Below are 23,266 nucleotides of genomic sequence, written 5' to 3'. Positions count from 1 at the left end.
CAGCCCAGCGACCAGCGACCAGCCCAGCGACCAGCCCAGCGACCAGCGACCAGCGACCAGCGACCAGCGACCGATCCGTACCGCTTGGCGACTCCCGTACCGTTTGGCGGAGTTCATGGTGCTGTGAACGCGCGTGCACCGGTTTCCGCCGAAGCGGAAGGTGAGCTGTTCCTTAGGGCAACCTCAAGATCGCGCCGACGCGGTTCCGCGGGCCGCGAGCGGTCCTATGCTCACGTCAGCCGAGCGGCCCCCGGCACCGGGACACAGAACCGGTGAACCGTCGGGCCCCGGTTGCTCCGATCCGGGGTGTGCCTCGCCCATCCCGCAGTCCGAACCTTGCCCTGGGGTGTCTCCGCCATGAGTTCTCGCATGCTCCGATCCGTCCGCGCCGAACGCCGCACGGTGTCTCCCCGCTCCGCCGCACCGCTCGGGCGGCGCCTGCCCCTGGTCGCCGCGGCCTTCGTCGCGGCCGGCCTGACCGCCGCGTGCGGGCCCTCCTCCGAGCCGGTCGGCTCCTCGGCGCCCTCCGCCCCGTCGTCCGCGGCGGTGCTTGCCACCGGCGCGGCGTCGGTGGGCGCGTCCTCCGAGGCGCCCCCGGCACCGTCGGCCTCGCCGTCCGCGCCGGTGTCCGAGTCCGCCACCGCCCCGCCGGCCGGCTCCTCGCCGAGCCCCTCCCGTACGAGTACCCGTACGGGCACCGGTGCCGGTTCCGGAACCGGCTCCGGCGGCTCCACCGGGACGCCCTCCAAGCCCCCGCGGACGTCCGCGGCGCCCGCGCCGGCCCGCGTGCCCGGCCCCGGCTACGACGCTTCGGCCGACGCGCAGAAGCAGATCGAGGCGGCCCTGCGCGCGGCGAAGGCCGACGGACGGATGGTGCTGCTCGACTTCGGCGCGAACTGGTGCGGCAACTGCAAGGCCGCCGACAAGGTGTTCGCCCAGCCGCAGACCTCGGCCCTGCTCGCGGCCTCGTACCACCTCGTCAAGGTCGACATCGGCGGCGACAGCTCCGCCAATTCCGCGCTCCTGCGCAAGTACAGCCCCTCGGGCGGGACGTACACGATGCCCGTCCTGGTGGTCGTCTCGCCGTCCGGCACTCCGCGCACCGACACGCACGTCACGGGCAACCCGCCCCTGACAGCGGAGGGCATCGGCTCCTTCCTGCGCAAGTGGGCGCTGTGAGGGCGCCGTTCACCGCGGAGCCCGCCGCCGGTCCCATACGCGACGCACGAACAGAGGTACGCCGATGAACGTTTCCATCCGGGTGAGGCGCTCCCGAAGGGCCCGCGTCGCGGCCGCCCTCGTCCCCCTGGCCGCCCTCGTGGCCTGCGGCGGGGAGCCCGCCGGAGCGTCCGGCGGCCCCGCGCCCACGACGCGCTTCTCCGAGAACGGCGTCACCGTCACGCTCTCGGTCTCCGGCTGGAAGGCCTCGAAGGGGACCCTCACCGCGGTCTTCACGCCCGAGGCCAGGGGCTTCCACCTCTACAGCACCGATCTGCCGCCCACCGGCATCGAGGGCGTGGGCCGGCCGACCACGGTGTCCGTCACCGGCGCCCTCGGGGCGGAGGGCACCCTGCGGGCCGCCGCGGAGGTGCGGTCGATCGAGGTGCCCGGGGTCGACGCCCCGGTCCCCGTCTACCCGGACGGCCCGGTCACCACGACGCTGGCCGTCCGCGCCTCGGGGAACGGCGAGGCGACGGTCCTGCTCGGCTACGCGAGCTGCAGTACGCGGGACGGCTGCACCATCCCGGTGGCCGACCGCCCCGTGCGCCTGCGCGTCACGGACGACGGCCCGACGTTCGCCGCCTCCTGAGGGGTGGCCCCTCCCGACGAGCCCCTTAAGGTGTCCGCATGCCGAGCGTCCTGGTCGTGGAAGACGACCCCAGCATCCGCCAGTCCCTGATCGAGGTCCTGACGGAGCACGGGTATGCCGTGCGGAGCGCGGGCGACGGTTTCGGTGCGTTGCGCGAGGTCACGCAGTCGTCCGTCGACGCCGTGATCCTCGACCTGGGGCTGCCCGACCTCGACGGCGGGGACGCCCTGCGCATGATCCGCGGGATCTCCTCCGTACCCGTACTGGTGGCCACCGCCCGCGACGACGAGGCGGAGATCATCGCCCTCCTGAACGCGGGCGCCGACGACTACCTGGTCAAACCCTTCTCCGGTGGCCAGCTCCTCGCCCGCCTCTCCGCCGTCCTGCGGCGCACCGGCAGCCTGCCGCCCGCCGGCGGCGGCGCGGCCGGGGCGGCGGCGCCGGCCGCCGAGCCGCCGCGCGCCACCACGGTGGGCGACCTGTCGGTGGACCCGGGCGCGCGGACCGCGCACCTGGCCGGACAGGAGCTGCGGCTCACCCGCCGGGAGTTCGACCTGCTGGCGTTCCTCGCCCGGCACACCGGCCAGGTCGTCTCCAAGAGGCGTCTGCTGACCGAGGTCTGGCGCGAGCCGTACGTGGACGACCAGACGGTCGACGTGCACCTGTCCTCCCTGCGCCGCAAGCTCGGGGAACGCGCGGCGGCCCCGAGATACCTGCTGACCGTACGAGGCGTCGGCATCAAGCTGGTGGCACCGCGGTGAGACGCTCACTGGCCGGAGTGGCCCTCGCGGTGACCTCCATGGTCGCCCTCTCCTTCCTCATACCGCTGGCCGCTCTGGTGATGTCGCTGGTCAAGGAGCAGGGCGTCACGGCAGCCGAACAGCGTGCCGCCGCCCTGGCGCCGGTGCTCACCCTGACGACGGATCCGGCCGCCCTGCGGGAGTCAGCGGCGAGCCTGGACGCGTCCGAGCACCTGGTGGTGCACCTGCCGGGATCCGGGGCCCTGGGCAGCTCCAAGGCACCGGCGGCCCTGCTCGAGCGGGCGCAGCAGGGACGCGAATCGATCTCGCAGGAGATCCCGGACGGCTGGATCTGCCTCCAGCCGGTGGTGCTGCCGGGCGACGAGGTCGCCGTCATCGAGAACTTCGTCCCCGAGGCGGAACTCACCCGCGGGGTGAAGGAGTCGTGGGCGGTGATGCTCTTCCTCGCCGTGGGGCTGATCGCCGGTTCCGTCCTGGTCGCCGACCGGCTGGGCGCGAAGGTCGTCCGCTCCTCGAAGCGGCTCGCGCAGGCGTCGCACGCGCTCGGCCAGGGCGACCTGGACACCCGCGTGGACCCCATGGGCCCCAGGGAGCTGCGGGACGCGGGCGTCGCCTTCAATGCGATGGCCCACCGGATGAACGAGCTGCTCGCCGTCGAACGCGAACTCGTCGCCGACCTCTCCCACCGGCTGCGCACCCCGCTGACCGCCCTGCACCTGGCGTCGGAGCGCATGGCCGGTACGGCGGAGTCGGCCAGGGTGGAGGCGGCGGTCGGCGAGCTGGAGGCGGAGCTGGAAGCCATCATCGCCGCGGCCCGCACCCCGCTCGCCGTGGGCCCCATGGGGCAGGGCATGCTCGGCGCGGAAGCGTCCGCGGGGCGGTCGTCGGGCGGGGCCGGGTCGTCGGGCCCGCACTGCGAGGCGGCCGAGGTCGTCCGTCGGCGGACCGCTTTCTGGACGGTCCTGGCGGAGCAGCAGAACCGATCCTGCTCGCTCGACCTCACGCAGGAGCCGACGGCCGTCGGCCTCTCCGACGACGATGTCGCCGCCGTGGTCGACGCGCTCATCGGCAACGTCTTTCGCCACACCGCCGCGGGGACCCCGTTCGGCGTCCGCGTCGTCCGCACGGCCCAGGCGGTGGAGCTGATCGTGGAGGACGGTGGACCGGGCATCCCGGAACCGGACCGGGCCCTCTCCCGCGGGAGCAGCACCGGTTCCACGGGACTGGGCCTCGACATCGCGCAACGGGCCGCGAGCGCGACGGGCGGCACGATGCGCGTCAGCCGCGGACCGCTCGGAGGCGCGCACCTCACGGTGACGTTCTCCCTGGCCCCGCCGGCCCCGTCCGGACACCGCTCCCGCATCTCCCGTCGCCGCGGACGGTAGGCCGGGCCCTCGCGGTCCGGCCCCTCCCGGTCCGAGCCTCTCTCGGTCCGGTCAGTGCGCGGTCTCCCGGAGCGGGTAGGCGGGGAGCTCGATCGCGTCGGCGGGCGGCGTGAACCACCTCGACACCAGGCCGCCCAGGCGCGCGGCGGGCGGGCTGCCGGCGACCCTCAGGACGGTGTTCATCGTGGCGAGTCCGGCGCGGCCGCGCGGGTTGGCGATGCGCGGTGTGCCGGGCGGCAGCTTCTGGGCCTGGTCCACGTACGGGCGCATGAGCGCCTCGTACCGGGCGAACGCCGTGCGGTGCGGGTGCTCATCCCGCTGATCGGGGACGAGCAGTAGGCCGCGTCCCCGAGCAGCGCCACGCGCCCGCTGGTCCAGGACGGCATGCGGGCTTGACCGACGGCGTCGAAGTAGAGCGGGGCGTCGTCGAGGGCTGCGAGCACGCGGGGCGCCGCCCAGCCGACGTCGGCGAAGGTGCGGCGCAGGATCGTGACGATGCCCTCGCGGTCGAGTTCGTCGAGGCCCTGGACGTCGGACAGGAAGGCGAGAGTGGCCCGTACGGTGCCGAGGTTGTCCGGGCGCAGGGTGACGCTGCGACCGCGGCCGGCGCTGTGCCAGCGCCACAGGTCGGTGTCGTCGTCCGTGCGGGGGATGGTCAGGTAGGCGACGTAGAAGCCGAGTTCGCGCACGGCGTCGGTGTCCAGGAAGATCATCGACCGGGTGCGGGAGCGCAGGCCCTCGGCGACGACGACCACGTCGAAGGTGCGAATCGCGCCACCGGCGAAGGTGACCGTCACCCCGTCGTCGGCGTCGTCGAGGGCAACGATCCGGTCACCGAAGACGTATTCGGTCTCGTCGTGGGTGCGGTCCACGATGATGCGGGACAGCTGGCCCCGCAGGATCTCCAGCTCGGCCGTGGCGCCGCCCGAGTCGGACGTTCCGGCCGCGAAGCGGGCGAGCGGGCGGGCGGCGGCGTCGACGAACTCGGTGCCCGTCTCACCGGTCGAGGCAGCGCGGATGGCGTCCTCGATGCCCATGCGGCGGGCGACCTCCCGGCCCGCGCCGCGGACGTCGATGTTCTGGCCGTCCTCGCGGAGCCCTTCGAAGCGTTCGACGACGGTGGTCTGCCAGCCCCGGGCGTTCAGCCAGTAGGCCAGCGCGGGTCCGGCGATGCTCGCGCCGGAGATCAGGACGGTGGGTGTCCGCATGGCGGCCCTTCGACGAAGTGGTGCGAACGGGCCGGGGCGCGTCCCCTGCCCGTCCCGCTGCAGGGAGGTTCTGGGCTCCCGGGCCCCGGGGCTCCCGGAGATCCCCAGGACCTTTTTACGGATACCCGGCCGGAGCCCGCCGACGCGCCGGTCCGTCACGCCCGTCTCCGTGTTCCGCCGGTCCTCTCGTCGGCTTCGGTGGCGCGCGGTCAGAACAGGGGTTCTTGACCCGGGATGACGTCCGGCTCGCGCTGGTGCCCACGGTCGAGCAGCGCGAGCAGCTCCGAGGCCGGGGCCCCCGGGGGCGCCCCGAGCGGGGGGCTGCTTCCCGCTCCGGCCGGACCGCTGTCGGCGGCTGTGACGTCATCGGGTGCAGGAATGGCATTCGGCATGGGTGACTCCTGCCCGCACCCGGCCCACCCGATGCGACCCACCGGCCGCCCCACTCCGTCGGCCCACTCCGTCAGCCCAGCCCGTCGCTCCACTCCGTCAGCCCAGCCCGTCGGCCCAGCCTCGGGCTCAGTCCCTCGCGCGGGAGTGAGCCCCGAGGACGCGGCCAGCTCGCGGGGGCTCACCTAAGGGCGAAGAGCAGGTTGACGGAGTGGTAGTAGTCGGGCAGGTGGACCAGATCCGATCCCGGACGCGGCGGGTCGGCCTTGGGCCAGTTCCGCGGGCCCAGCAGGTGGTGGGAGTAGTCGCTGTGCGGGACCCTCGGCACGAACCAGACGCGGTACGCGCCGGCTCGTCCCTCCGGATCGAACCGCCAGAGCTGGCTGTAGGCGTCCGCGCCGGTCCGGCAGGTGCGCAGGGTGACCGCGGCGAGGTTCCCGCCGCGGGTGCTTCCTTCGAGGCAGGTGCCGGTCTCCGCGTTGCGGAGCTGGTGGGTGTGGTGCCGGGCGGGCAGGCGCTCCCACCCCTGGGAGGGCTTGCCGGTGCACTCCTCCAGCCGCAACGGCCCTTCGGGGCCGGCGCCGAGGCCGACGCACAGCCCCGAGCCGACGTTGACCAGGGCGGCGGCGACGGGACGCGTCGAGATCGAGGGCGCCGGCGAGGTCGGCGCGGCGCTGGCCGTGGCGGATGCGGATGCGGAAGGGAGCGGTGTGGCGGTGGCGGGGGCGGTCCCCGACGCGGGCGTACCGATGACCGCGATCGGCGTGGCCACCGGGATCGGGCCGGCCGGAGCCGCGGTCGTCGTGGCGGGTGCGGCGGCCTGGTCGGACCTGCTCCCGGTGTCGGCGGGCAGCAGGGCGACCACGGTGACCGCGGTGCCCGCCACAGCGACCGCGGCGGCCCATTTCACGGCGCCCGCCCGGGCTCCGGCGAGCTGCGTGCCGCCGAGCGTGCCCGCGGTGAGATGGGCGCCCTTCCCGCCCAGGGCCGAGAGGTAGGCGGCGGGGTTCCACAGCAGGATGCCGCCCAGCAGCAACACCCCCAGGCGGCCGTTGACGTCGCGCAGGTCGCGCTCGGCCCGGGCGCAGTCGTCGCACCTCTGGAGGTGGCGGCCCAGGTCCCGGGGGAGGCGTCTGCCGGGCCGGCGCAGTGCGGCGGCGATCTGGCCCCCGTAGTGCCGGCACTCGTCGCTCGCGGTCTGGGCCAGGTGGGCGCGCAGGTACGCCTCCCGCAGGCCTTCCCGGGCCCGCGCGACCAGGGAGCCGATGCCTCCCGCCGATATTCCGAGGCGTCCAGCGGTCTCGGCCGCCGGCTCGTGCTCGACGACGGCGTGCCACAGCACGGCCTGCCAGCGTTCCGGCAGCGACCGGTAGGCACGCAGGACCAGCGACCCCTCTTCCGCCGAGAAGACGGCCTCCTCGGCGTCCTGGCCGTCCGAGAGGCGCGCGGCCCATTCCTCGAAGTCCTCGGACAGCTGCGTACGGGAGCCCTCCCGCGCCCACGCGGCCGCCAGGCGGCGCACGCAGGTCAGCAGGTACGGCCGCCAGGCGTATTCGGGTCCGGCGCCCCAGGCGACGGCCCGGTAGGTGCGGGCGAAGGCCTCGGCGGCGAGGTCCTGGGCGGTGGCCTGGTCCCGGCAGCACGTGCGGGCGTAGGCGAGCACCGAGGAATGGTGACGGGCGAACACCTCGCCCATCACGTCACCCTTGACGTCGCCCGACACGTCACCGGCGCCGGTGTCGATGTCGATGTCGATGTCGGTATGGGTGTCGGTGTCGGACTCGGCGTCTGACTCCGTGCCGTGCCCGCGCAGCAGGGCGCAGAGCTCCCCGTCGCTGAGGGTTCGGAGGTGCCGCTGACGGGCAGTGCCCGGGATACTCACCACGTGCTCCCGATTGGCTTGCTGATGACCCGCGCGCCGGATTCCGGGCGCATCCGTCGTGAGGTGCGGCGCTGCGCCCGACCGGAATTCGCGCAAGTGTGCACGCTCACAGGGCTGCAGGCAAACGGCCGGTCATCGGCATGGCCGACGGGCGCCGCCGGAGCGGACGGTCGGACCGCCGACGGGGACCGGCCGGCCGGGTCCGGCCCCGGACCGACGAAGCATACCGCTGGCCGACAACACCGGTGATCCGTGCAGTGGTTGAGGCTGCCGTCCGGTCTTCTACAGCGCGATGAGGGCGGGGCGGATCAGCGCGGCCGACCCACCGGAGGGCGGTCGGCGGGCCCGCCGGGCCGGGCTTCCGTTCCGGGGACTTCCCCGCCTCCCGCCTCCGGGTCGATCCCGAGGATGACGCGAACCGGAATGCGCGGTCGCGCGAAACGGACACAGGTGGGGGCGTACGTGTGTGGCGGCGTACGGCGGTCCGGAGGGCGGGAGTTGTCAGCGCCGCAGGGCCGTACGGAGCGTGAGTCCGTGGTAGCGGCGCAGCCGGTGCAGCTCCCAGCAGGACAGGGCCGTGACCGTCACGGGGGCACCGAGGATGAAGGCCGCCCGGGCGCCCGGGGGAACCTGGTCGTAGGACCCGATGATCAGGTCCAGGAGTGCCATCTCCCACACCAGGATGCCGGCGAGGATCGGCGGCAGCACTTCGTGGATGTCCGCGGTGCGGAAGACGTGCACGAGCGACAGTCCGATGCCGTAGAGGGCGAAGCCGACCGACCACAGGAACATGAGGACGATGACGATCTTCCCGGGCAGCCCGCCGGCGGCCCGCACACCCGCCAGTTCCGGTGCCATGGCGAGGGCGGCGGTGCCCATGGACAGCATCATGGCCAGCACCGAGCCGAGCGGCCGCAGGGACCGGCGCAGGTACACCCGGCGCAGGCCGCCCCGCGAGGCTGCCACGAAGGCGCCGACGACGACGGGGAAGGTACAGACGAGCAGCAGGACGCTGGACCAGCTCTGGTCGAGGCGTTCGGCCGCCACGCCGTGGATGCCGCCGGCGCTCGCGACGGCGTTGTAGGTGACGGTCAGGCCCACCCAGGCCACGAGTCCCAGGCCGGTCCGCCACAACTGGAGCTTGCGAACCTCCCGGTCGTCGACCATCCCGGGGCGCGCGGGCCGGAAGGTCCGCCGTGCGGCGTACAGGGGGTTGTAGAGGCCGCGAAGGATCTTCCGGGCCCGCGACGGCTCCCGCGGGGGCGGGACGGGCGGGTAGGGCGGCGCGTACGGGTATCCCGGCGGGCTGCCGGGCTGGGCGTACGGGTAACCCGGCGGCGGAGCGGGCTGGGCGTACGGGTATCCCTGCCGGGGGACCGGCGGGGCGTAGGGGTGTCCCGGCGGCGTGTTCACGGCGCCGCCGCCCGCCGCGTCACCGTACCCGCCACTGCCGTAACCACCGCTGCCGTACCCGTTATTGCCGTAACCACCGTCGCCGTAACCGCCATTGCCGTACCCGCTCATGCCACGCACCCCCGATGTCCCGCTCGGTCGAACCAAGGCATCCTAGGCGCGTCGCCCGTCGCCTCAGCCCACGGCCGGGCCGGAACCTCCTGCGTCCTGTTCGCGCGGTGCGAGCGCGGCCTCCCGCAGGGCGCCCAGCAGGAGTTGGAACTCGCTGTCGTCGACCGCGTGGACGACCTGCCGGAGGTTGACGGCGCAGTCGCCGACGAGGGAGACCGCGAACTCCAGCACGGCGATCTCGCCGGCCGAGGCCCGGCGGGACCACCCCGGGGTGCGCATCAGCCGGGTGAGCGCCTCCCAGTCGATCCCGGCGGTCTTGTCGATCAGCGGACGGTCCACGAGGTTCGTGAGTTCCCGGTCCCCGGTGAAGCGCCGCAGCCAGAAGCCGTCCTGGTGGGAGCCCAGGAGCCGGGTGGCCGCGCGCACCTGCTCGTCACTCACGTCGTGGAGCAGTTTCGCGGCGAGTTCCGCGCCCGTCGTCTCGTTCACCGACACCGGATTCTCCGATCGCTGAGGTCCGGGGCCGGAGCCGGCCCCGCCTCACTCTGTCCAGAGACGCCCGCGCCGGCGCCGTACACGCCCGGCGGGGCATCATCACCGGCCGCAGCCTCACCCGTTCGCCACGGAAGGCCGTCTGATCTGCGGCTTCACGAGAACACACACCGGAAGGCGGGGGGCGCTGCGCCGATGCCATGGCGGGGACGGCACGGCCGTGCCCCGTCCATGGCCTCGGCGGCCCGGTACGTACCCCGGTGACTCAGCCCACGCGTTCCACGCGGGCTCGGCGGATCAGGTTCTTGCCCGGCTCACGGACCGTCTCGAAAGCCGCGTCGTTCAGCAGCACGCAACTGCCCGAGGGACCGCTCACCGTCACCGTCGCCGCCCGGCCGTTGTCCAGATTCGTCACCTTCAGCTTCGTGCCCACCGGGAACGTCCCGCTGCTCGCCGCCGGCGCCCCCGCCTCACCCGACAACGTCACCGTCGACCCCTGACAGACCACCTCGCCGGTCGCCGGCGGCACCCGCACACCCGCCGTTGCTGCGGCACCCGCCGGACCGGCCGTGCCCGCCTTTCCGGAGGGTGCGCCACTGCCACCGCCCACGCGTTCCACGCGGGCTCGGCGGATCAGGTTCTTGCCCGGCTCACGGACCGTCTCGAAAGCCGCGTCGTTCAGCAGCACGCAACTGCCCGAGGGACCGCTCACCGTCACCGTCGCCGCCCGGCCGTTGTCCAGATTCGTCACCTTCAGCTTCGTGCCCACCGGGAACGTCCCGCTGCTCGCCGCCGGCGCCCCCGCCTCACCCGACAACGTCACCGTCGACCCCTGACAGACCGCCTCGGAAACGGCGGCGTTGCCGGTCGCCATCGTCGCGACGACCCCTCCTGCCGCCAGGGCTCCCGCGACACCAGAGAGCATGAGCTTCTTCGTTCGACTCATCGTCCTTTTACGGGACATGGCCACTCCTCGACTCGATGGATGCTGTCTCCCCGCTCTCCATACGGCGGCCGTCCCCGGCGAGTTCACTCTTGTCACCGGCTGACAAAGAACCGGGGCGGCCTGCCGGTCGAGGGCCTGTGGCAGGGGTACGACCGGTGCGCCCGGAACTCGCGCGTCCGGGCGCACGGGCGCTCTAGCCTGTTTGTCATGACCTCGCTCAGGTATCCCAGGTCTTCCAGGCATCCCAGGTATCGGCGTGCGTTGTGGCCCGCCCTCGTCACCGCCCTGTTGCTCGTTCCCGGAACGGCCGCGGCACAGGGCCCCGTGGACTCCGCCGCCGTGGACTCCGCGGCCGCGGGGGCGGCCACACCGGACCGCCCCTCGTACGACGTGGCCCTGCGCGGCGATGCCGACGGCTCGCACTGGTCCGGCCGCCAGACGGTGTCCTTCCGCAATGCCGCCCGGACTCCGCTGCGTTCGGTCGACGTACGTCTGTGGGGCAACGGCGCCGACGGCTGCGGGGCCCCGGGCAGCCCGTCCCCGGTCCGGGTGGGCCGGGTCGCCGGAGGCACGCCGCGACCGCTCACCGTCGGCTGCACCGCGCTGCGGATCGACCTGTCCGCGCCGCTGCGGTACGGGCAGCGTACGAGCGTCTCCTTCGACGTCGCGATCACCATCCCGGACCGCGTCCACCGCTTCGGCAGGGACGGCGCGCACCGCTACCTGGGCAACGCGCTGCCCCTGTTGTCCGTACGCGACGCGCAGGGCCGCCATCTCGACCCGGACGTCGGCTTCGGCGAGAGCTTCCACACCCTGGCCGGTGACTTCCGGGTGGTACTCGACCACCCGGACGCGCTCGTCGTCCCCGCGACGGGCACCACCACCCGGCGTGCGGGGGCACCCGGCCGCACGGTCAGCACCAGTGTCGCGCACGGGGTACGGGACTTCGCCTGGGCGGCGGGGCCCTTCCGGTCGAAGACCGTGACCACACCCGGCGGGGTGCGGCTGAACGCGTACTGGACCGCCACCACGTCCGCCGAGGGCGTCGCAGCCGACCTGCGGGACGCCGTCGGCTCGGTCGACGCGTTCGGAAAGCGGTTCGGGCACTATCCGTACGGTGAGCTGGACCTCGTCATGAGCGACACCCTCGACGCCTTCGGCAACATGGAGTTCCCTGGCCTCGTCCTGCTGTGGACCGAACCGGAGGGGTCGGCGGTCGTCCACGAGATCGCCCGCCAGTGGTTCTACGGCGTCGTCGGCAACGACCAGTTCGCGACGCCCTGGCTGGACGAGTCGTTCGCCCAGTACGCGAACCAGCTGTACTACCGGGAGGACACCGCGACCTGCTGGGACGACCAAGGCGAGTGGCCCAGCGACACGGCGGCTCTGACCCGGCCCCTGGCCTACTACGCGGACGGCCGCCGTGCGGAGTACTACCGCGTCGTCTACGGGCGCGGGGCCTGCGCCCTGCACGACCTGGAACGCGTCCTGGGCGGCCCGGCGATGGCGTCCGTGCTGCGCGGATACGTACGGGACCACTGGCTGGGCGTCGCCACCACCGCGGACTTCGCGCGCGCCGCGCAGGCGTCGACGGCGAAGGATCTCGGCCCGTTCTGGACGGAACACCGGATCCTGTGACGGCGGACCCGCGCCGGACGGGGGCGGTCCGCGGTGTCCGCGTGTCCCGCCGCACCCACGACCTGGTTACGATCCCCCGGTGACTTCCGCGCTGATCCTCATCGACCTGATGCCCCGCATCGTCGCCCTGCCCCTCGCGCCGCACTCCGGCGAGGAGGTCCTCGCCCGCTGCCGCCGACTGGCCGACGCCTTCCGGGCCGGCAACCGCCCGGTGGTGCTGGTCCGGGTGGAGCGGCCGAACGTGTCCGTACAGCCGCCCGGCAGCGGCTTCGCCGAGGACCTCGCCCGGCCGGGCGACGTGCTGGTCGTCAAACGGACCGTCGGCGCGTTCCACGGCACCGGCCTCGACGACCGGTTGCGTGCTCTCGGCGTGGACACGCTGGTGTTCGCCGGTCTGGTCACCACGATGGGCGTGGAGTCCACCGCCCGGGCGGCGAGCGATCACGGCTACGAAGTGGAGTTCGTGGCCGACGCCATGTCCGGTTTCGAGGCCGAGGAGCACGACTTCTCCGTGAAGCGGATCTTCCCCCGGTTCGGCGCGGTGCGTGACACCGGGGACTACACCTGACCGCCGGCGTCGCCCGGTGAACGGCCGGGGGACGACGACGGCCGGGGGAGGTCAGGCGCGGCAGCGCAGCATCTCCAGGGGCGGGTTGGCGCGGAAGTCCGCCCAGTGGTCCGCGCCGAACTGGCGCACGCCGGCCTCCGACACCGTCAACGGAATCCAGGTCAGCTCGCTGAACCCGGCGGCCCCCAGGCACTTCTCGTAGACCTCGCGGCGCGGGAGGTTGGCGACGAACGAGACCGGCGGGTCGAGCAGCGCCGTCGTGCGGACCTGTGGTCCGGTCTCGCCCTCCTCGCCGGTGAGTTCGGTGCGGAAGCCGTACCTGTCCGGGGGCGGCCCGTCGAAGCGGAAGTCGGGCGACTGGTTGAGCAGGAAGAACTCGGCGCCGGGCTTCAGGCTCCGGTGGACGCCGCGGCACATGCGCTCCGTGGTGGCGATGTCCTGCGCGTAGTTGAGCAGCTGCACTCCCAGGCCGATGTCGAAGGGCTCTTCGAGCGCCCGCAGTTCGGCCGCGTCACCGACCTCGTAGCGCACACCGAGCGGATCGCGTTCCTCCAACTGTTGTGCCACGGAGATCATTTCGCGGGAGATGTCGATCCCGAGCACCGCCTGGGCGCCGCGGCGCTTGAACTCCCGGCTGTAGAAGCCGGTGCCGGACGCCAGGTCGAGTACCGACGTGCCGCGCACGTCGCCGACCGCGGCCAGGAAGCTCGGCACCACCACGTACTGCTCCAGCGGCAGGGCCTTGAAGCCCTCGTACGCCTCACCTATCTCGTCGTACTGTTGTGCGCTCACCGTGCCGTCCTCCCCTGTGCCTGGACATGCCTCCGGCCCCGGCCCCCGGTCCCGGGGACCCGCCGCGGCCACTGGTGGGCAGTCTCTACGAACCCCGACGGCCCGTCGTACTGGCGGAAGCCACGAAGATCGGGCCAGCGGACCGGCTCCCGTACGGGCGGGCGTGCGGGACGGCGTACGGGCGGGCGGGCGGGTTCGCGCGGAGGGCGGACCGCTTCGGCGAGGCGTTCGCCGCCCTCCGCCGCCCTCGCCGTCCTCCGCGCGTCCGGTCCGGTCAACGCCCGGGGCGGCCGGTGCCGTTGACCGAGCCGCCCAGCAGGGCGTTGACGGTCCGGGTGTCGGCCACGCCCGTCACGGGGAGGTTGACGGACTGCTGGTACTCGCGGACCCGGTCGCGGATCTTGTTGTCGGAGGTGGTCGGGGCGCCGTTCTTCCCGCCCGCCTTGAAGTAGTCGACGCCGAGCTGCGCGAAGGCCCGGTCCGCCTGGAGGTCGTTGTCGCTGATGGTGGCCTGGGTCGCCCAGCGCAGCGCCGCGTCGAGCCGGGTGACCTCGAAGTTCTTCGATCCGCCGGTCAGCCGGTCGGCGGTGACCCCCTGCATCCACATGGAGGCGAGGGTGGCCCTGCCGAGCGTGCCCAGCTGGTCGGTGGCCGTGAGGACGCGGGTGGTCTTCTGGTCGGCCATGACGGCCTTCTGGTAGCAGATGAGCGAGGCCTCGGTCTGCGGGTCGATCACGCCCTCCTTCCACTGCCCCTTCAGGGTGCAGGCGTTGTTGCCGAGGGACGCCAGCCGCAGCTGGGCGAAGTGGACCGCGACGTCGGTCTGGTAGCCGGCCCGCCAGGGCGGCCCCTGCTTCGCGGCCTGCGGGTTCCCGGCCGGGGGCGGCGGCGCTCCCCCGCCGCCGCCCGCCGGGGTTCCGCCGCCACCCCCGCCGGCGCCTCCACCGCCCCCGGGACCGGGAGCGGGGCCTGCGCCGGTACCGCCCGCCGCACCCGTCGCCGGGTCACCGCCCGGGAGGGCTCCGCCGGGGAGCGGGTCCGGGGGCGGGGCGGGCGCGGAGGGCAGCGGGGTCTGCCCGCCGAGCGGGGCGGGCAATACAGCCCCGGCCTCCGTCTTCATCTCCCCCGCGGCCGAGTTGACCTTCGGGGAGAACCCGAACCAGAACACGGCGAAGGCGACCGCCCCGGTGGCCAGCAGCCCGGCCGCGAAGAGCAGCCGCCCCGGGAGCACCGGGCGCTGTTCGAAGTCCCCGGTCAGCTCCAGGCCGCCGGCGTCACCCGACCGGCGGACCGTCACGGTCGTGCGGTGCGTCTCGGTGCCCCCGGTCCAGCTGACCGCCTGCGGCCGGATCTCCACGTCGGCGAAGACCGCCCGGCCCGGGGCCACCCGCACCGCGTTCGGCCGGATGTCGAACGTGAGGCGGCCCGACTCGTCCCGGGCGGTCAGGGAGGCGGTGAGCGGTGTGTTGCCGAGGTTGTCGACGGCGATGGCGGCGCGTCCCCGGAACCGGCCGACGAGGCTCGGCGGGACCAGCTCAGCGCGCAGTTCGGTGAACGGGGCGACGGTGACCCGGCCTTCGACGACGTCCCGCTGCCGAGGGTGCTCGCGCGGTTCGACGAGGATCCCGAACGGGGCGGGCCCCGCCGGCGCGTCGGGTGAGCGGGGCGGCGCGAAGGAGATCTCCGCGGTGCCCTCGCTGCCCGGGTAGAGCCGCAGGGTGCCCGGCTCGATCCGGGCCCACCCGGCGGGGGCGCCCACGATCGACAGCCGGTACTCCTCCACCGTGTCCCCGGTGTTGCGCACCCGCAGGCGGGCCGCGGTCCGGCCGCCGGGGTCGACAGCCACGGCGGCCGGGTTGAGAGTGGTCCACATCGTCATGCGGGAAGGCTAGGCGGCACGGGTGAGCCGATCGGTGCCCGAAAGTACCCGGCTGGGGGCACACCTGACTGCCCGTACGTACGGACGGACGGGGCCCGTCAGTGCGCGGCGGGGGCGGGGGCCTGCCGGGCGAACTGGCGGACCAGCGGGTGGTAGCGGTAGCTGTCCGAGGTGCCGGGCTGGAGCAGGCCCGAGTCGACGAGCTCGTCGATCGCGTCCGCCGCCGCGGCCTCGGAGGCGCCGCTCACGTCGGCGGCCCATGCGTGCCCGAAGGCGCCGGGGGCGGCGGCCGTGGCCCGCAGGGCGCGGGCGGCGGCGGGCGTCAGGCGGGTGTGGCAGCGGCGGAGCCGTTCCGCGACGGCGAGCCCGTCGGCCCGCAGTTCCGCGAGCAGCCGGGGGCCGTCCGCGGTCGCGAGGGCGGCCGCCGGCAGGGCGGGGTCCAGGCTGAGCCGGCGGCCGGCCAGGTACAGGGCGAGCGGCAGTCCGGCGCACCGGCCGGCGAGGGCGCGCAGCGCCGCGGACTCCCCCGTCCGCCCCGGTCCGGCGGCAGCGGCCAGGAGCCGCAGGGCGGCCGCTTCGTCGAGTTCCGGTACGTCGACGAGCAGCGCCCCCGGTACGAGCAGACCGCGCCCGGTGCTCGTGACGAGCGCGGCGCAGCCCGGGGTGCCGGGCAGCAGCGGGAGCAGCCCCGCGGTGTCGTGCGCGTCGTCCAGGAGGGCGAGGACGCGCCGCCCGGCCAGCAGGGAGCGGTAGAGCGCCGCCCGGGCCTCGAGGCCCTCGGGCAGCTCGGGGCCCGGGACGCCGAGGGCACTCACGAGCCGGGCGAGCGCCTCGGCGGGGCCGCCGCGCAGGCAGACCCGGAGCACGCCGTCGGGGAAGGAGCCGCGGGCCTGCTCGGCGACGTGTTCGGCGAGGGCGGTCTTGCCGATGCCCGGCATGCCGGTGAGCACCGCCACGGGCACGGCGTCGTCCGCAGCGCCGGTCAGCAGCCGCGCGAGCAGGCCGGTCTCCGCCGCCCGTCCGGCGAACGGGACGGCGGGGGCGAGGGGGACCGCGGGGGCGAGGGGGGCCACCGGGGCGGAGGGTGCCGCCGGGGTGGGCGGGCCCGCCGGGGGGAAGGGGAACGCGGGCGCGGACGCCGCGCCGGGTGTCGCGCGCGCCCCTCCCGGGGCCCCGGTGGGCCGGGGATCCGTTCCCGGCGGGACCGTGCCCGGTCCACCGGTGGCGTCCTGGGAACGCAGCCTGCGGTGCAGTGCCGCCAGTTCGGGCCCGGGCGGGACCCCGAGTTCCACGTCGAGGGTGTCGCGGGTGACCTCGTACACCGCGAGGGCCTCGCCGGGGCGGCCCGCACGGTGCAGCGCGAGCATGAGCAGGGCCTGGGTCCTTTCGCGCAGCGGGTGCTCGGCGGCGAAGGCGCGCAGCGCCGCGACGGCCGCGATGTCGCGGTCGAGGCCGAGTTCCAGGGCGCTGTGGAAGTGGTCCTCGCGGGCGTTCAGCCACAGTTCGGTGAGCCGGTCCCGCTGCGCCTCGGCGTACGGGCCGGGGAGCCCGGCGAGCGGTGTGCCCGACCAGAGTCCGAGCGCGTCGCCGAGGGTGCGGTACGCCTCGCGGGTGTCACCGGCGGTGCGCAGCCGGGCGGCGTCGGCGAGGCCGCGCTCGAACTGGTCCATGTCCAGGACCGGGCCGTGCAGCCGCAGGGCGTAGCCGTCGGGGGCCGACAGCAGGAGCCTGCCCGGTGCGCGGGCGGGCCGGTCCGGCTCGAAGAGGGAACGCAGCCGTGACACGTACGTGCGCAGGGTGCCCACGGCGCGCGGCGGTACCCGCTCTCCCCAGAGGGCGTCGAGGAGTTCGGCCATGGGCGCGGTGCGCCCGCGCCGCAGGAGCAGGACGGCGAGCAGGGCCCGCTGCTGGTTGGATCCGAGCGCCAGGGGTGCCCCGCCGGCCACCCGGGCGGTCATCGGCCCGAGCATCCGGAACCGCAGGCCCGCCGCGTCTCCCCCACCCTGCTCCCGCGTCACGCGCCCCCCGGTTCCCCGCACAACGGCCGCGGGCAACGTTACGCGGGACGTGCGCGGCGGGTACGGGCGGGCAGCCCGCGCTGCCCTCGACTCCGCCCGCCCGGCCCTCCCGCGGTGGTGGGCGGATGGGCGAAGGTCGGTCTGACCAGCGGAACCGGCCCGTCCCACCACCGCAAGGAGATCACCGCGTGCCCACCTACCTGTCCCCCGGCGTCTATGTGGAAGAGGTCGCCGGCGGGTCCCGGCCCATCGAGGGAGTGGGGACGTCGGTAGCCGCCTTCGTGGGGCTGGCTCCCCACGGGCCGCTGAACGAGCCGACGCTGGTGACCAACTGGTCGCAGTACGTTGCCGAGTTCGGTGATTTCACGGCCAGCTGCTACCTGGCGCACTCCGTGTACGGGTTCTTCAACAACGGCGGCACGGCGGCGTACGTGGTCCGGGTGGGCGGCGCCCCCGCGGCCGGGCGTCCGGCATCCACGGCCGGAGGGCGCCAGGCCTCCGCGTCCACCGCGTCCACCGCCAGCGGACCGGCCGGGGCCTCCGCTCCGCGGGAGATCGCGGTCGGCGAGGCCGTCGCGCTCGGCGCGTTCAAGGTGGCGGCGCTCGCCGCAGGCCGGGGCGACGGCGGGACGCTGACCGTCGAGGTCCAGGACGTCGAGGGCGAGGGCGGAGCCGATCGCTTCAAACTGCTGGTCAAGGACGGCGACACGCTCGTCGAGGACTTCGACGTCAGTGCCCGGAAGTCGGCGCGCAACTACGTCGTCACGCAGATCCGTCAGCGGTCGAAGACCATCGTGGTCGAGGAGCCCGCTCCGGGTGTGACGCAGGCCCGGCCCGAGGTGCAGACCCTGACCCTGGCCGTGCCCGCACCCGGCGCGCTCCCCGCATCCCCCGCATCCTCCGCCGCGGCCCCGACGGGGACCGTGCAGGCCTCCGGGGAAGGCCGGCTGGACTCCGCGCGGTTCATCGGCGACTCCGCCGACCGCACCGGTTTCGGCGGCCTGGAGGCCCTGGACGAGGTCAACATGGTGGCCGCGCCCGACCTGATGGCCGCCTACCAGCATGGCCTGATCGACCTGGAGCAGGTCAAGGCCGTACAACTCGGCATGATCGCGCACTGCGAGCTGATGGGCGACCGGATGGCGGTCCTCGACCCGCCGCCCGGCCTGAACGCGCGGGACATCCGCAAGTGGCGCATGGACGTGGCCGGTTACGACTCCCGCTACGCCGCGCTCTACTACCCGTGGATCAAGGTCTTCGACCCGTCGAGCGGGCAGACGGAGATGGTCCCGCCCTCCGGCCACATGGCCGGTGTCTGGGCCCGCAACGACGCCGAGCGCGGAGTGCACAAGGCCCCGGCCAACGAGATCGTGCGGGGCGCCGTCGATCTGGAGCTCCAGATCACCCGTGGTGAGCAGGACCTGCTCAACCCCGTCGGCGTGAACTGCGTCCGCGCCTTCCCGGGCCGGGGCATCCGCGTCTGGGGTGCGCGCACGCTGGCCTCCGACCCTGCGTGGCGCTACCTGAACGTGCGCCGCTACTTCAACTACCTGGAGGAGTCGATCCTGATCGGCACCCAGTGGGTGGTGTTCGAGCCGAACGACCAGGCGCTGTGGGCGCGGATCCGGCGCAACATCTCGGCCTTCCTCGTCAACGAGTGGCGTTCGGGCGCCCTGTTCGGCCAGCGCCCCGAGGACGCGTTCTACGTGAAGTGCGACGCGGAGACGAACCCCGTCGAGTCCGTGGACCTCGGGCGGGTGGTGTGCGAGATCGGCATCGCGCCGGTCAAGCCGGCCGAGTTCGTGGTGTTCCGGCTGGCCCAGTTCTCGGGCGGCGGAGGGGAGCTGGAGGAGTAGGCCCGCTCCCGCCGGGGCCTCCGGGGCCGCCGGGGCCCGGCGCCTGACCGCCCGCACGCCACGCACATCAGGCACACCACGCACGCCACGCACGCACGTACAAGGAGAAGCCCCGCATGTCCCTTCAGCCCGGTGACGCGCTCACCTCGCACAACTTCGGCTTGCAGATCGACGGTGTCATGGTCGAGTTCCTTCAGGAAGTCAGCAGCCTGTCCATGGAGCAGGACGTCATCGAGTACCAGCAGGTCTCGGCGGACGGCAGGCCCGTCATCAAGAAGCTGCCCGGCGTGAAGAAGGCCGGGCAGTGCTCGGTGACGCGCGGGGCGACCCAGTCGACCGCCTTCACCGAGTGGATCAGCGCCTCGATCAACGGCGACATGGGCTCCGCCCGCAAGAACGCCACGATCATGATGATGGACTACCAGGACAACCCGGTACGCCGCTACAACCTGCGCAACGCCTGGTGTTCCAAGGTGGAGGTCAGCTCGGTGAAGGCGGGCGCCGCGTCGGCGCTCACCGAGCAGGTCACCATCACCTTCGAAGAGCTGGTCATCGAGTAATGCGACGCCAGGGACCCGGACAGGGGCAAGGACAGGGGCAGGGACCGGAACAAGGACCCACCCCGGGAGAGGGGCCGGCCGGCGGCCCGGGAGCGGCCGTACGGGAGCCGCTGCGCACGGAGTTCGAGTTCGAGCTGCCGCGCGGCTTCGTGGACGAGTCCGGGAGCGTGCACCGCAACGGCTCGATGCGGCTGGCCACGGCCCGGGACGAGCTGGTCCCGCTGCGGGACGTTCGGGTGCGCGAGAACCCGGCGTACCTGTCGGTGGTGCTGCTGGGCCGGGTGATCACCCGGCTCGGCACGCTGGCGATGGTGCACGACGGGACGGTGGAGAACATGTTCGCCTCCGACCTCGCCTTCCTCCAGGACTTCTACCGGCGGATCAACGCGGAGGGTCACACCCGCGCGGCCGTGTCGTGTCCGCACTGCGAGGGCGCCTTCGAAGTCGAGCTGGCCGGGAGCCGCCTGGGGGAATCGTGACGTACGCGGCCGACCTGCTCGAGGAGGAGACCGCGTACCTGGCCTACCACCTCCACTGGGACCTGGACACGATCCTCGACCTCGAACACGCGGACCGGCAGGCGTACGTACGGCGGGTGGCGCGGTTGGAAGAGGCGTAACGGGCCTCGGCCGCACGGTGAACCGGAAGGGAAGGGAAAGACGATGGGGCTGTTCGGACGACGCCGGCGGGAGCGGGCACGGGAACGCGCGGCGCAGGGTACGGGACCGGCCGGCGGGGCGACCAACGTACCGGGGCCCGCGGCGACGCCCGTTCCGGCGGACGGCGGGTGGGCGGCGGCGGCCCCGGTCCAGCGGGTGCTGGGCGTGCCGCGGCTGACGGCCGACCGGAACTTCCCCACGTCGCTGGCGACGCGGCAGAGCCTGGCCCTCAGCGGTGGGATGGGGCACGCCGTTGCCCCGTCGGCCCCGTCCGGCCTGCTCCTGGACGCCCTCGTGCCGGTCCCCCGGGGTCCGGGCCCGGCTCCGGCTCCGTCCCCCCTCTCCCCGCACTTGCAACGCCTGCCCCTGGCGGGAACGCCCCCTCACCCCCCGATGACGTCACCCGCGGCCCACACCGCCACCCCACCACCCCCGGCCCCGGCTTCCCGCCGCGCGCCGACGGCCGAAACCACCCCGACGGCATCGGCCCCGTCCCACCCGCACGCGGCCGCAACCCCGTCGCAGCCCGCCCCCGCGACCTCCCCCGCCCCTACGACATCAGCCCCGGCTACGTCCACGGCCCCGGACCGCCCGGCGGCGGCCGAAGCCACCCCGGCGGTATCGGCCGCGTTCCCGGACACCGCCCCGGCAGCGGCCGGGTCTCCGGTGCCCCGTGCGGGGCGCAACCCCGCCGACCGCGATCCGGGCGGCACGCCCGCCGTGTCCGCCACACCGCCGCCGCCGAGCGGCCCCGCGCCGAGGGCTACAACCGCCGCTCCCCCGGCCCCCGTACAGCGGCGGCGCTCCGCCGCGCCCCGTTCCGGAGCCGTGCCGCCGCCCGCCCCGGCCCCGCAGCGCCCGTGGTCCCCGGCCGTCGACCACGGGCCGGCGTCCGGCGCCGCGGCGTCCCCCCGGGAGCCGTCTCCCGGTCCAGCGGCGGCCGCGCCCGCCGCTCCCCGGCCGGTGTACCACCCCGGCGAGCGTGACGCGGGCAGTACCTCCGCCGGGCCGGAGTCGCCGCAGGGCCGGCCCGCCCCGGGTGCTGCGACCGCCGCCCCCGCACACCACGTCCAGCGCGCCGCCCCTGCGGCCTCCCGGCCCGGGGCCACGCCGGCGCCCTCCCCGGCCGGGACTCCGGGACCGGCTTCCCCCGTGCGGCGGTCCACGCCTTCCGCGGCGCCGGCCGCGGCGGGTACCACCCTCCCGGCCCGGAGTGCCGCGTCGGCAACGCCCCGCGCCCCCGCCGGCCTGCGCCCCTCCTCGGCCGGAGCACCGGCGCGGGAGCTCCCGGCCACGCCCCACGAGCGCACCGCGGTCGCGCCGGCACCGCCCGCGGCCCCGGCTGACGCCGCCGACTGGGCCCGGAGCCCGGTCCGGGGCGCCCAAGCACCGCAGAACCCCCGCACGGAGTCCCCGCGGGGCTCCACCCACGCCAACGCCCCCAGTCACGGCAGCAGTTCGCCCGCCCCGGCAACCGCCTCCACCCCTGGTCAGGCCCCCGGAGCCGACGCACCGCGCGCCCCCGCGGTCCCGGGTACGTCCGCGGCCCAGCCCGCGCCCGGTTCCTCGACGGCTCCGGCCAGGGCATCAGACGCCGCCACCCCGCGGCCCCTCACCACGCCCGCTCCACCGGCCGCACCCGTTCAGCGCTCCACCGCCACGGCTTCCCCCGTACCTGAGACGGCTGTCGCCACACCGGCGGCGCCGCCCTGGCACCGGGGCGGCGGGCCCGGGCCCGGCACCCGGCAGGCCGTGCCGGTCACAGCCGATCCCGGAGCGCGGAACCTCCGCGAACCCGAGCCGCCGCGTGCCCCGTCGGCCCTCCCGGCACCAGCGCCCCGGCCCGTACGCGTCGTACAGCGGGCGGCCGCGAGCGCCGGTGCGCCGTTGACCTCCGCGCCCCGGCCCGCGGTGCCCTCGCGGACGGTGCGGCCCGTCGGCTCCCCGGACGTACCCGCACCCGTCCCGGGGCCTGGGCCTGGCCCGGCCACGACGCCCCCCGAACCGCTCCTCGCCGGAGCCCCCCACGTCCCCGTGCCCCTTCCTCCCCCGGGGTCGGGCACGGGGACTCGCAAGCCCCTCGTGCGGCGGGTACAGCGCGCCCTGCCCGCAGAGTCCGCGGCCAGCGTCCGGCGGCCCCTGATCGGCGCCCCGATCAAGCCGGCCCCCGCGCCCGCGCCGTCGACGCCCCAGCCCCCGGACCCGGACCCGGACCCGCCCCAAGCCCCGCCTCCGGGACCGGGACCCGGCGCCCTGCCCCTCCCCTCCGTACGGATTCCCGCGCCCCGGATCAAGCGCGCACCCACGGCTCCGGCGCCCCTGGCCTCCCGGCGGCCGCTCACCCCGGCGGGACCCGCTCCGGAACCGGGGCCCGCGGCTCCCACCGTGCTGCGGCGGACCTCTGCCGTACCCGCCGGGGCGGCACCGCTTCCGCGCGCCGCACTCGGCCCGCGCGCCGCCCCGGGAACACCCGCCCCCGCGCAACCGGCCCCGGGGCCCCCAGCACCCACCGCCCCGCCGAGAGCCGTACCCCTGCAACGGATCCCCCGCCCGTCCACCGCGGCACCCTCCGCACCGCCGACAGCGCCGCCCCCGCCGTCCGCCGTCCCCGTACAGTCCGCCCCGGCCGCCCCACCGCCCGTCGCACCGCACCCCCTCGCCCCGGCCGCCGAACCACCGCACCCGCCGCAGCCCGAACCGCAGCCTCAACCGCAGGCCGAGCTCGACGCGCTCGCCCGGCGCCTCGTCGCCCCGCTCTCGCGGCTGCTGCGCGCCGAACTCCGCGGGGACCGCGAACGCCTCGGCCGCCTCCGCGACCGCTGACCACCACGCCGTACACACCCGCCCCGCATCGCACCGCCCACCCGGACCACGTACGCCGCCGTGCCGCCGTTGTTG

At 74.9% G+C, this 23,266-nt stretch carries 20 protein-coding genes; 10 read left to right on the top strand and 10 right to left on the bottom strand.

The features are described 5' to 3' along the window. Positions 1 to 369 precede the first annotated feature (369 nt). The 4 genes from OTB16_RS32930 to OTB16_RS32915 all read left to right on the top strand — a co-directional run bounded on the left by OTB16_RS32930 (position 370) and on the right by OTB16_RS32915 (position 3,956). Entirely contained in the window at positions 370 to 1,179 is an 810-nt protein-coding gene (locus OTB16_RS32930; protein WP_267725594.1) for a thioredoxin family protein, read from the top strand. 64 nt (positions 1,180 to 1,243) lie between these two features. Beyond that, positions 1,244 to 1,810 (top strand): hypothetical protein, encoded by a 567-nt coding sequence (locus tag OTB16_RS32925; RefSeq protein WP_267725592.1) that lies wholly within the window; start codon positions 1,244 to 1,246, stop codon positions 1,808 to 1,810. A 38-nt stretch (positions 1,811 to 1,848) separates the two neighbouring features. Then, positions 1,849 to 2,571, top strand: a complete 723-nt coding sequence (locus OTB16_RS32920) for a response regulator transcription factor (protein ID WP_267725590.1) — start codon at positions 1,849 to 1,851, stop codon at positions 2,569 to 2,571. Beyond that, a complete protein-coding gene (locus OTB16_RS32915; RefSeq protein WP_267725588.1) occupies positions 2,568 to 3,956 on the top strand; it encodes a HAMP domain-containing sensor histidine kinase in 1,389 nt (462 codons plus the stop codon). Before OTB16_RS32920 ends, OTB16_RS32915 begins: the two co-directional genes overlap by 4 nt. Before the next feature lie 51 nt (positions 3,957 to 4,007). Here the strand turns inward: OTB16_RS32915 and OTB16_RS32910 are convergent, their stop codons facing one another. From OTB16_RS32910 to OTB16_RS32880, 7 genes are all read right to left on the bottom strand, one after another. Further along, the gene (locus tag OTB16_RS32910) at positions 4,008 to 4,139 is read right to left on the bottom strand and encodes a hypothetical protein (protein ID WP_267725587.1); all 132 of its coding nucleotides are present in this window, start codon (positions 4,137 to 4,139) and stop codon (positions 4,008 to 4,010) included. Then, a complete protein-coding gene (locus tag OTB16_RS32905; RefSeq protein ID WP_267725585.1) occupies positions 4,136 to 5,164 on the bottom strand; it encodes an FAD-dependent monooxygenase in 1,029 nt (342 codons plus the stop codon). The genes OTB16_RS32910 and OTB16_RS32905 overlap by 4 nt, the downstream gene beginning before the upstream one ends. 209 nt (positions 5,165 to 5,373) lie before the next feature. After that, positions 5,374 to 5,556, bottom strand: a complete 183-nt coding sequence (locus tag OTB16_RS32900) for a hypothetical protein (protein WP_267725584.1) — start codon at positions 5,554 to 5,556, stop codon at positions 5,374 to 5,376. Between the two features lie 179 nt (positions 5,557 to 5,735). Then, positions 5,736 to 7,436 (bottom strand): sigma-70 family RNA polymerase sigma factor, encoded by a 1,701-nt coding sequence (locus OTB16_RS32895; protein WP_267725582.1) that lies wholly within the window; start codon positions 7,434 to 7,436, stop codon positions 5,736 to 5,738. A 501-nt stretch (positions 7,437 to 7,937) separates the two neighbouring features. After that, a complete protein-coding gene (locus OTB16_RS32890; protein WP_267725581.1) occupies positions 7,938 to 8,960 on the bottom strand; it encodes a hypothetical protein in 1,023 nt (340 codons plus the stop codon). Between the two features lie 63 nt (positions 8,961 to 9,023). Beyond that, positions 9,024 to 9,449, bottom strand: coding sequence for a hypothetical protein (locus tag OTB16_RS32885; protein WP_267725579.1), 426 nt, complete (start codon positions 9,447 to 9,449; stop codon positions 9,024 to 9,026). Between the two features lie 268 nt (positions 9,450 to 9,717). Beyond that, complete coding sequence (locus tag OTB16_RS32880) at positions 9,718 to 10,326, bottom strand: hypothetical protein (protein WP_267725577.1); 609 nt, start codon at positions 10,324 to 10,326, stop codon at positions 9,718 to 9,720. Positions 10,327 to 10,659: 333 nt separating this feature from the next. Between OTB16_RS32880 and OTB16_RS32875 the strand changes: the two genes are divergently transcribed. Next, positions 10,660 to 12,036 (top strand): M1 family metallopeptidase, encoded by a 1,377-nt coding sequence (locus OTB16_RS32875; protein WP_420717843.1) that lies wholly within the window; start codon positions 10,660 to 10,662, stop codon positions 12,034 to 12,036. Between the two features lie 79 nt (positions 12,037 to 12,115). Next, complete coding sequence (locus tag OTB16_RS32870) at positions 12,116 to 12,604, top strand: isochorismatase family protein (protein WP_267725576.1); 489 nt, start codon at positions 12,116 to 12,118, stop codon at positions 12,602 to 12,604. Between the two features lie 51 nt (positions 12,605 to 12,655). Here the strand turns inward: OTB16_RS32870 and OTB16_RS32865 are convergent, their stop codons facing one another. The 3 genes from OTB16_RS32865 to OTB16_RS32855 all read right to left on the bottom strand — a co-directional run bounded on the left by OTB16_RS32865 (position 12,656) and on the right by OTB16_RS32855 (position 17,293). Then, the gene (locus OTB16_RS32865; RefSeq protein WP_267725574.1) at positions 12,656 to 13,396 is read right to left on the bottom strand and encodes a class I SAM-dependent methyltransferase; all 741 of its coding nucleotides are present in this window, start codon (positions 13,394 to 13,396) and stop codon (positions 12,656 to 12,658) included. A 274-nt stretch (positions 13,397 to 13,670) separates the two neighbouring features. After that, positions 13,671 to 15,275: a peptidoglycan-binding domain-containing protein gene (locus OTB16_RS32860; RefSeq protein ID WP_267725573.1), complete on the bottom strand. Its 1,605-nt coding sequence runs from the start codon at positions 15,273 to 15,275 to the stop codon at positions 13,671 to 13,673. A gap of 98 nt (positions 15,276 to 15,373) precedes the next feature. After that, a complete protein-coding gene (locus tag OTB16_RS32855) occupies positions 15,374 to 17,293 on the bottom strand; it encodes an AfsR/SARP family transcriptional regulator (RefSeq protein WP_267725571.1) in 1,920 nt (639 codons plus the stop codon). A gap of 188 nt (positions 17,294 to 17,481) precedes the next feature. Between OTB16_RS32855 and OTB16_RS32850 the strand changes: the two genes are divergently transcribed. The 4 genes from OTB16_RS32850 (at position 17,482) to OTB16_RS32835 (ending at position 20,328) form a co-directional block, all read left to right on the top strand. Beyond that, positions 17,482 to 19,149: a phage tail sheath family protein gene (locus tag OTB16_RS32850; protein ID WP_267725568.1), complete on the top strand. Its 1,668-nt coding sequence runs from the start codon at positions 17,482 to 17,484 to the stop codon at positions 19,147 to 19,149. Positions 19,150 to 19,265: 116 nt separating this feature from the next. Then, the gene (locus OTB16_RS32845) at positions 19,266 to 19,709 is read left to right on the top strand and encodes a phage tail protein (RefSeq protein ID WP_267725566.1); all 444 of its coding nucleotides are present in this window, start codon (positions 19,266 to 19,268) and stop codon (positions 19,707 to 19,709) included. Next, positions 19,709 to 20,188, top strand: coding sequence for a hypothetical protein (locus OTB16_RS32840; RefSeq protein WP_267725565.1), 480 nt, complete (start codon positions 19,709 to 19,711; stop codon positions 20,186 to 20,188). Before OTB16_RS32845 ends, OTB16_RS32840 begins: the two co-directional genes overlap by 1 nt. Beyond that, the gene (locus OTB16_RS32835; protein WP_267725563.1) at positions 20,185 to 20,328 is read left to right on the top strand and encodes a hypothetical protein; all 144 of its coding nucleotides are present in this window, start codon (positions 20,185 to 20,187) and stop codon (positions 20,326 to 20,328) included. Before OTB16_RS32840 ends, OTB16_RS32835 begins: the two co-directional genes overlap by 4 nt. Positions 20,329 to 23,266 lie beyond the last annotated feature (2,938 nt).

It is taken from the genome of Streptomyces antarcticus (genome assembly GCF_026627255.1).
In the GTDB taxonomy this organism is placed as follows: domain Bacteria; phylum Actinomycetota; class Actinomycetes; order Streptomycetales; family Streptomycetaceae; genus Streptomyces; species Streptomyces antarcticus.
Note: the sequence above shows the minus strand (reverse complement) of the source record. Positions and strands in the feature narration are given on the sequence as shown.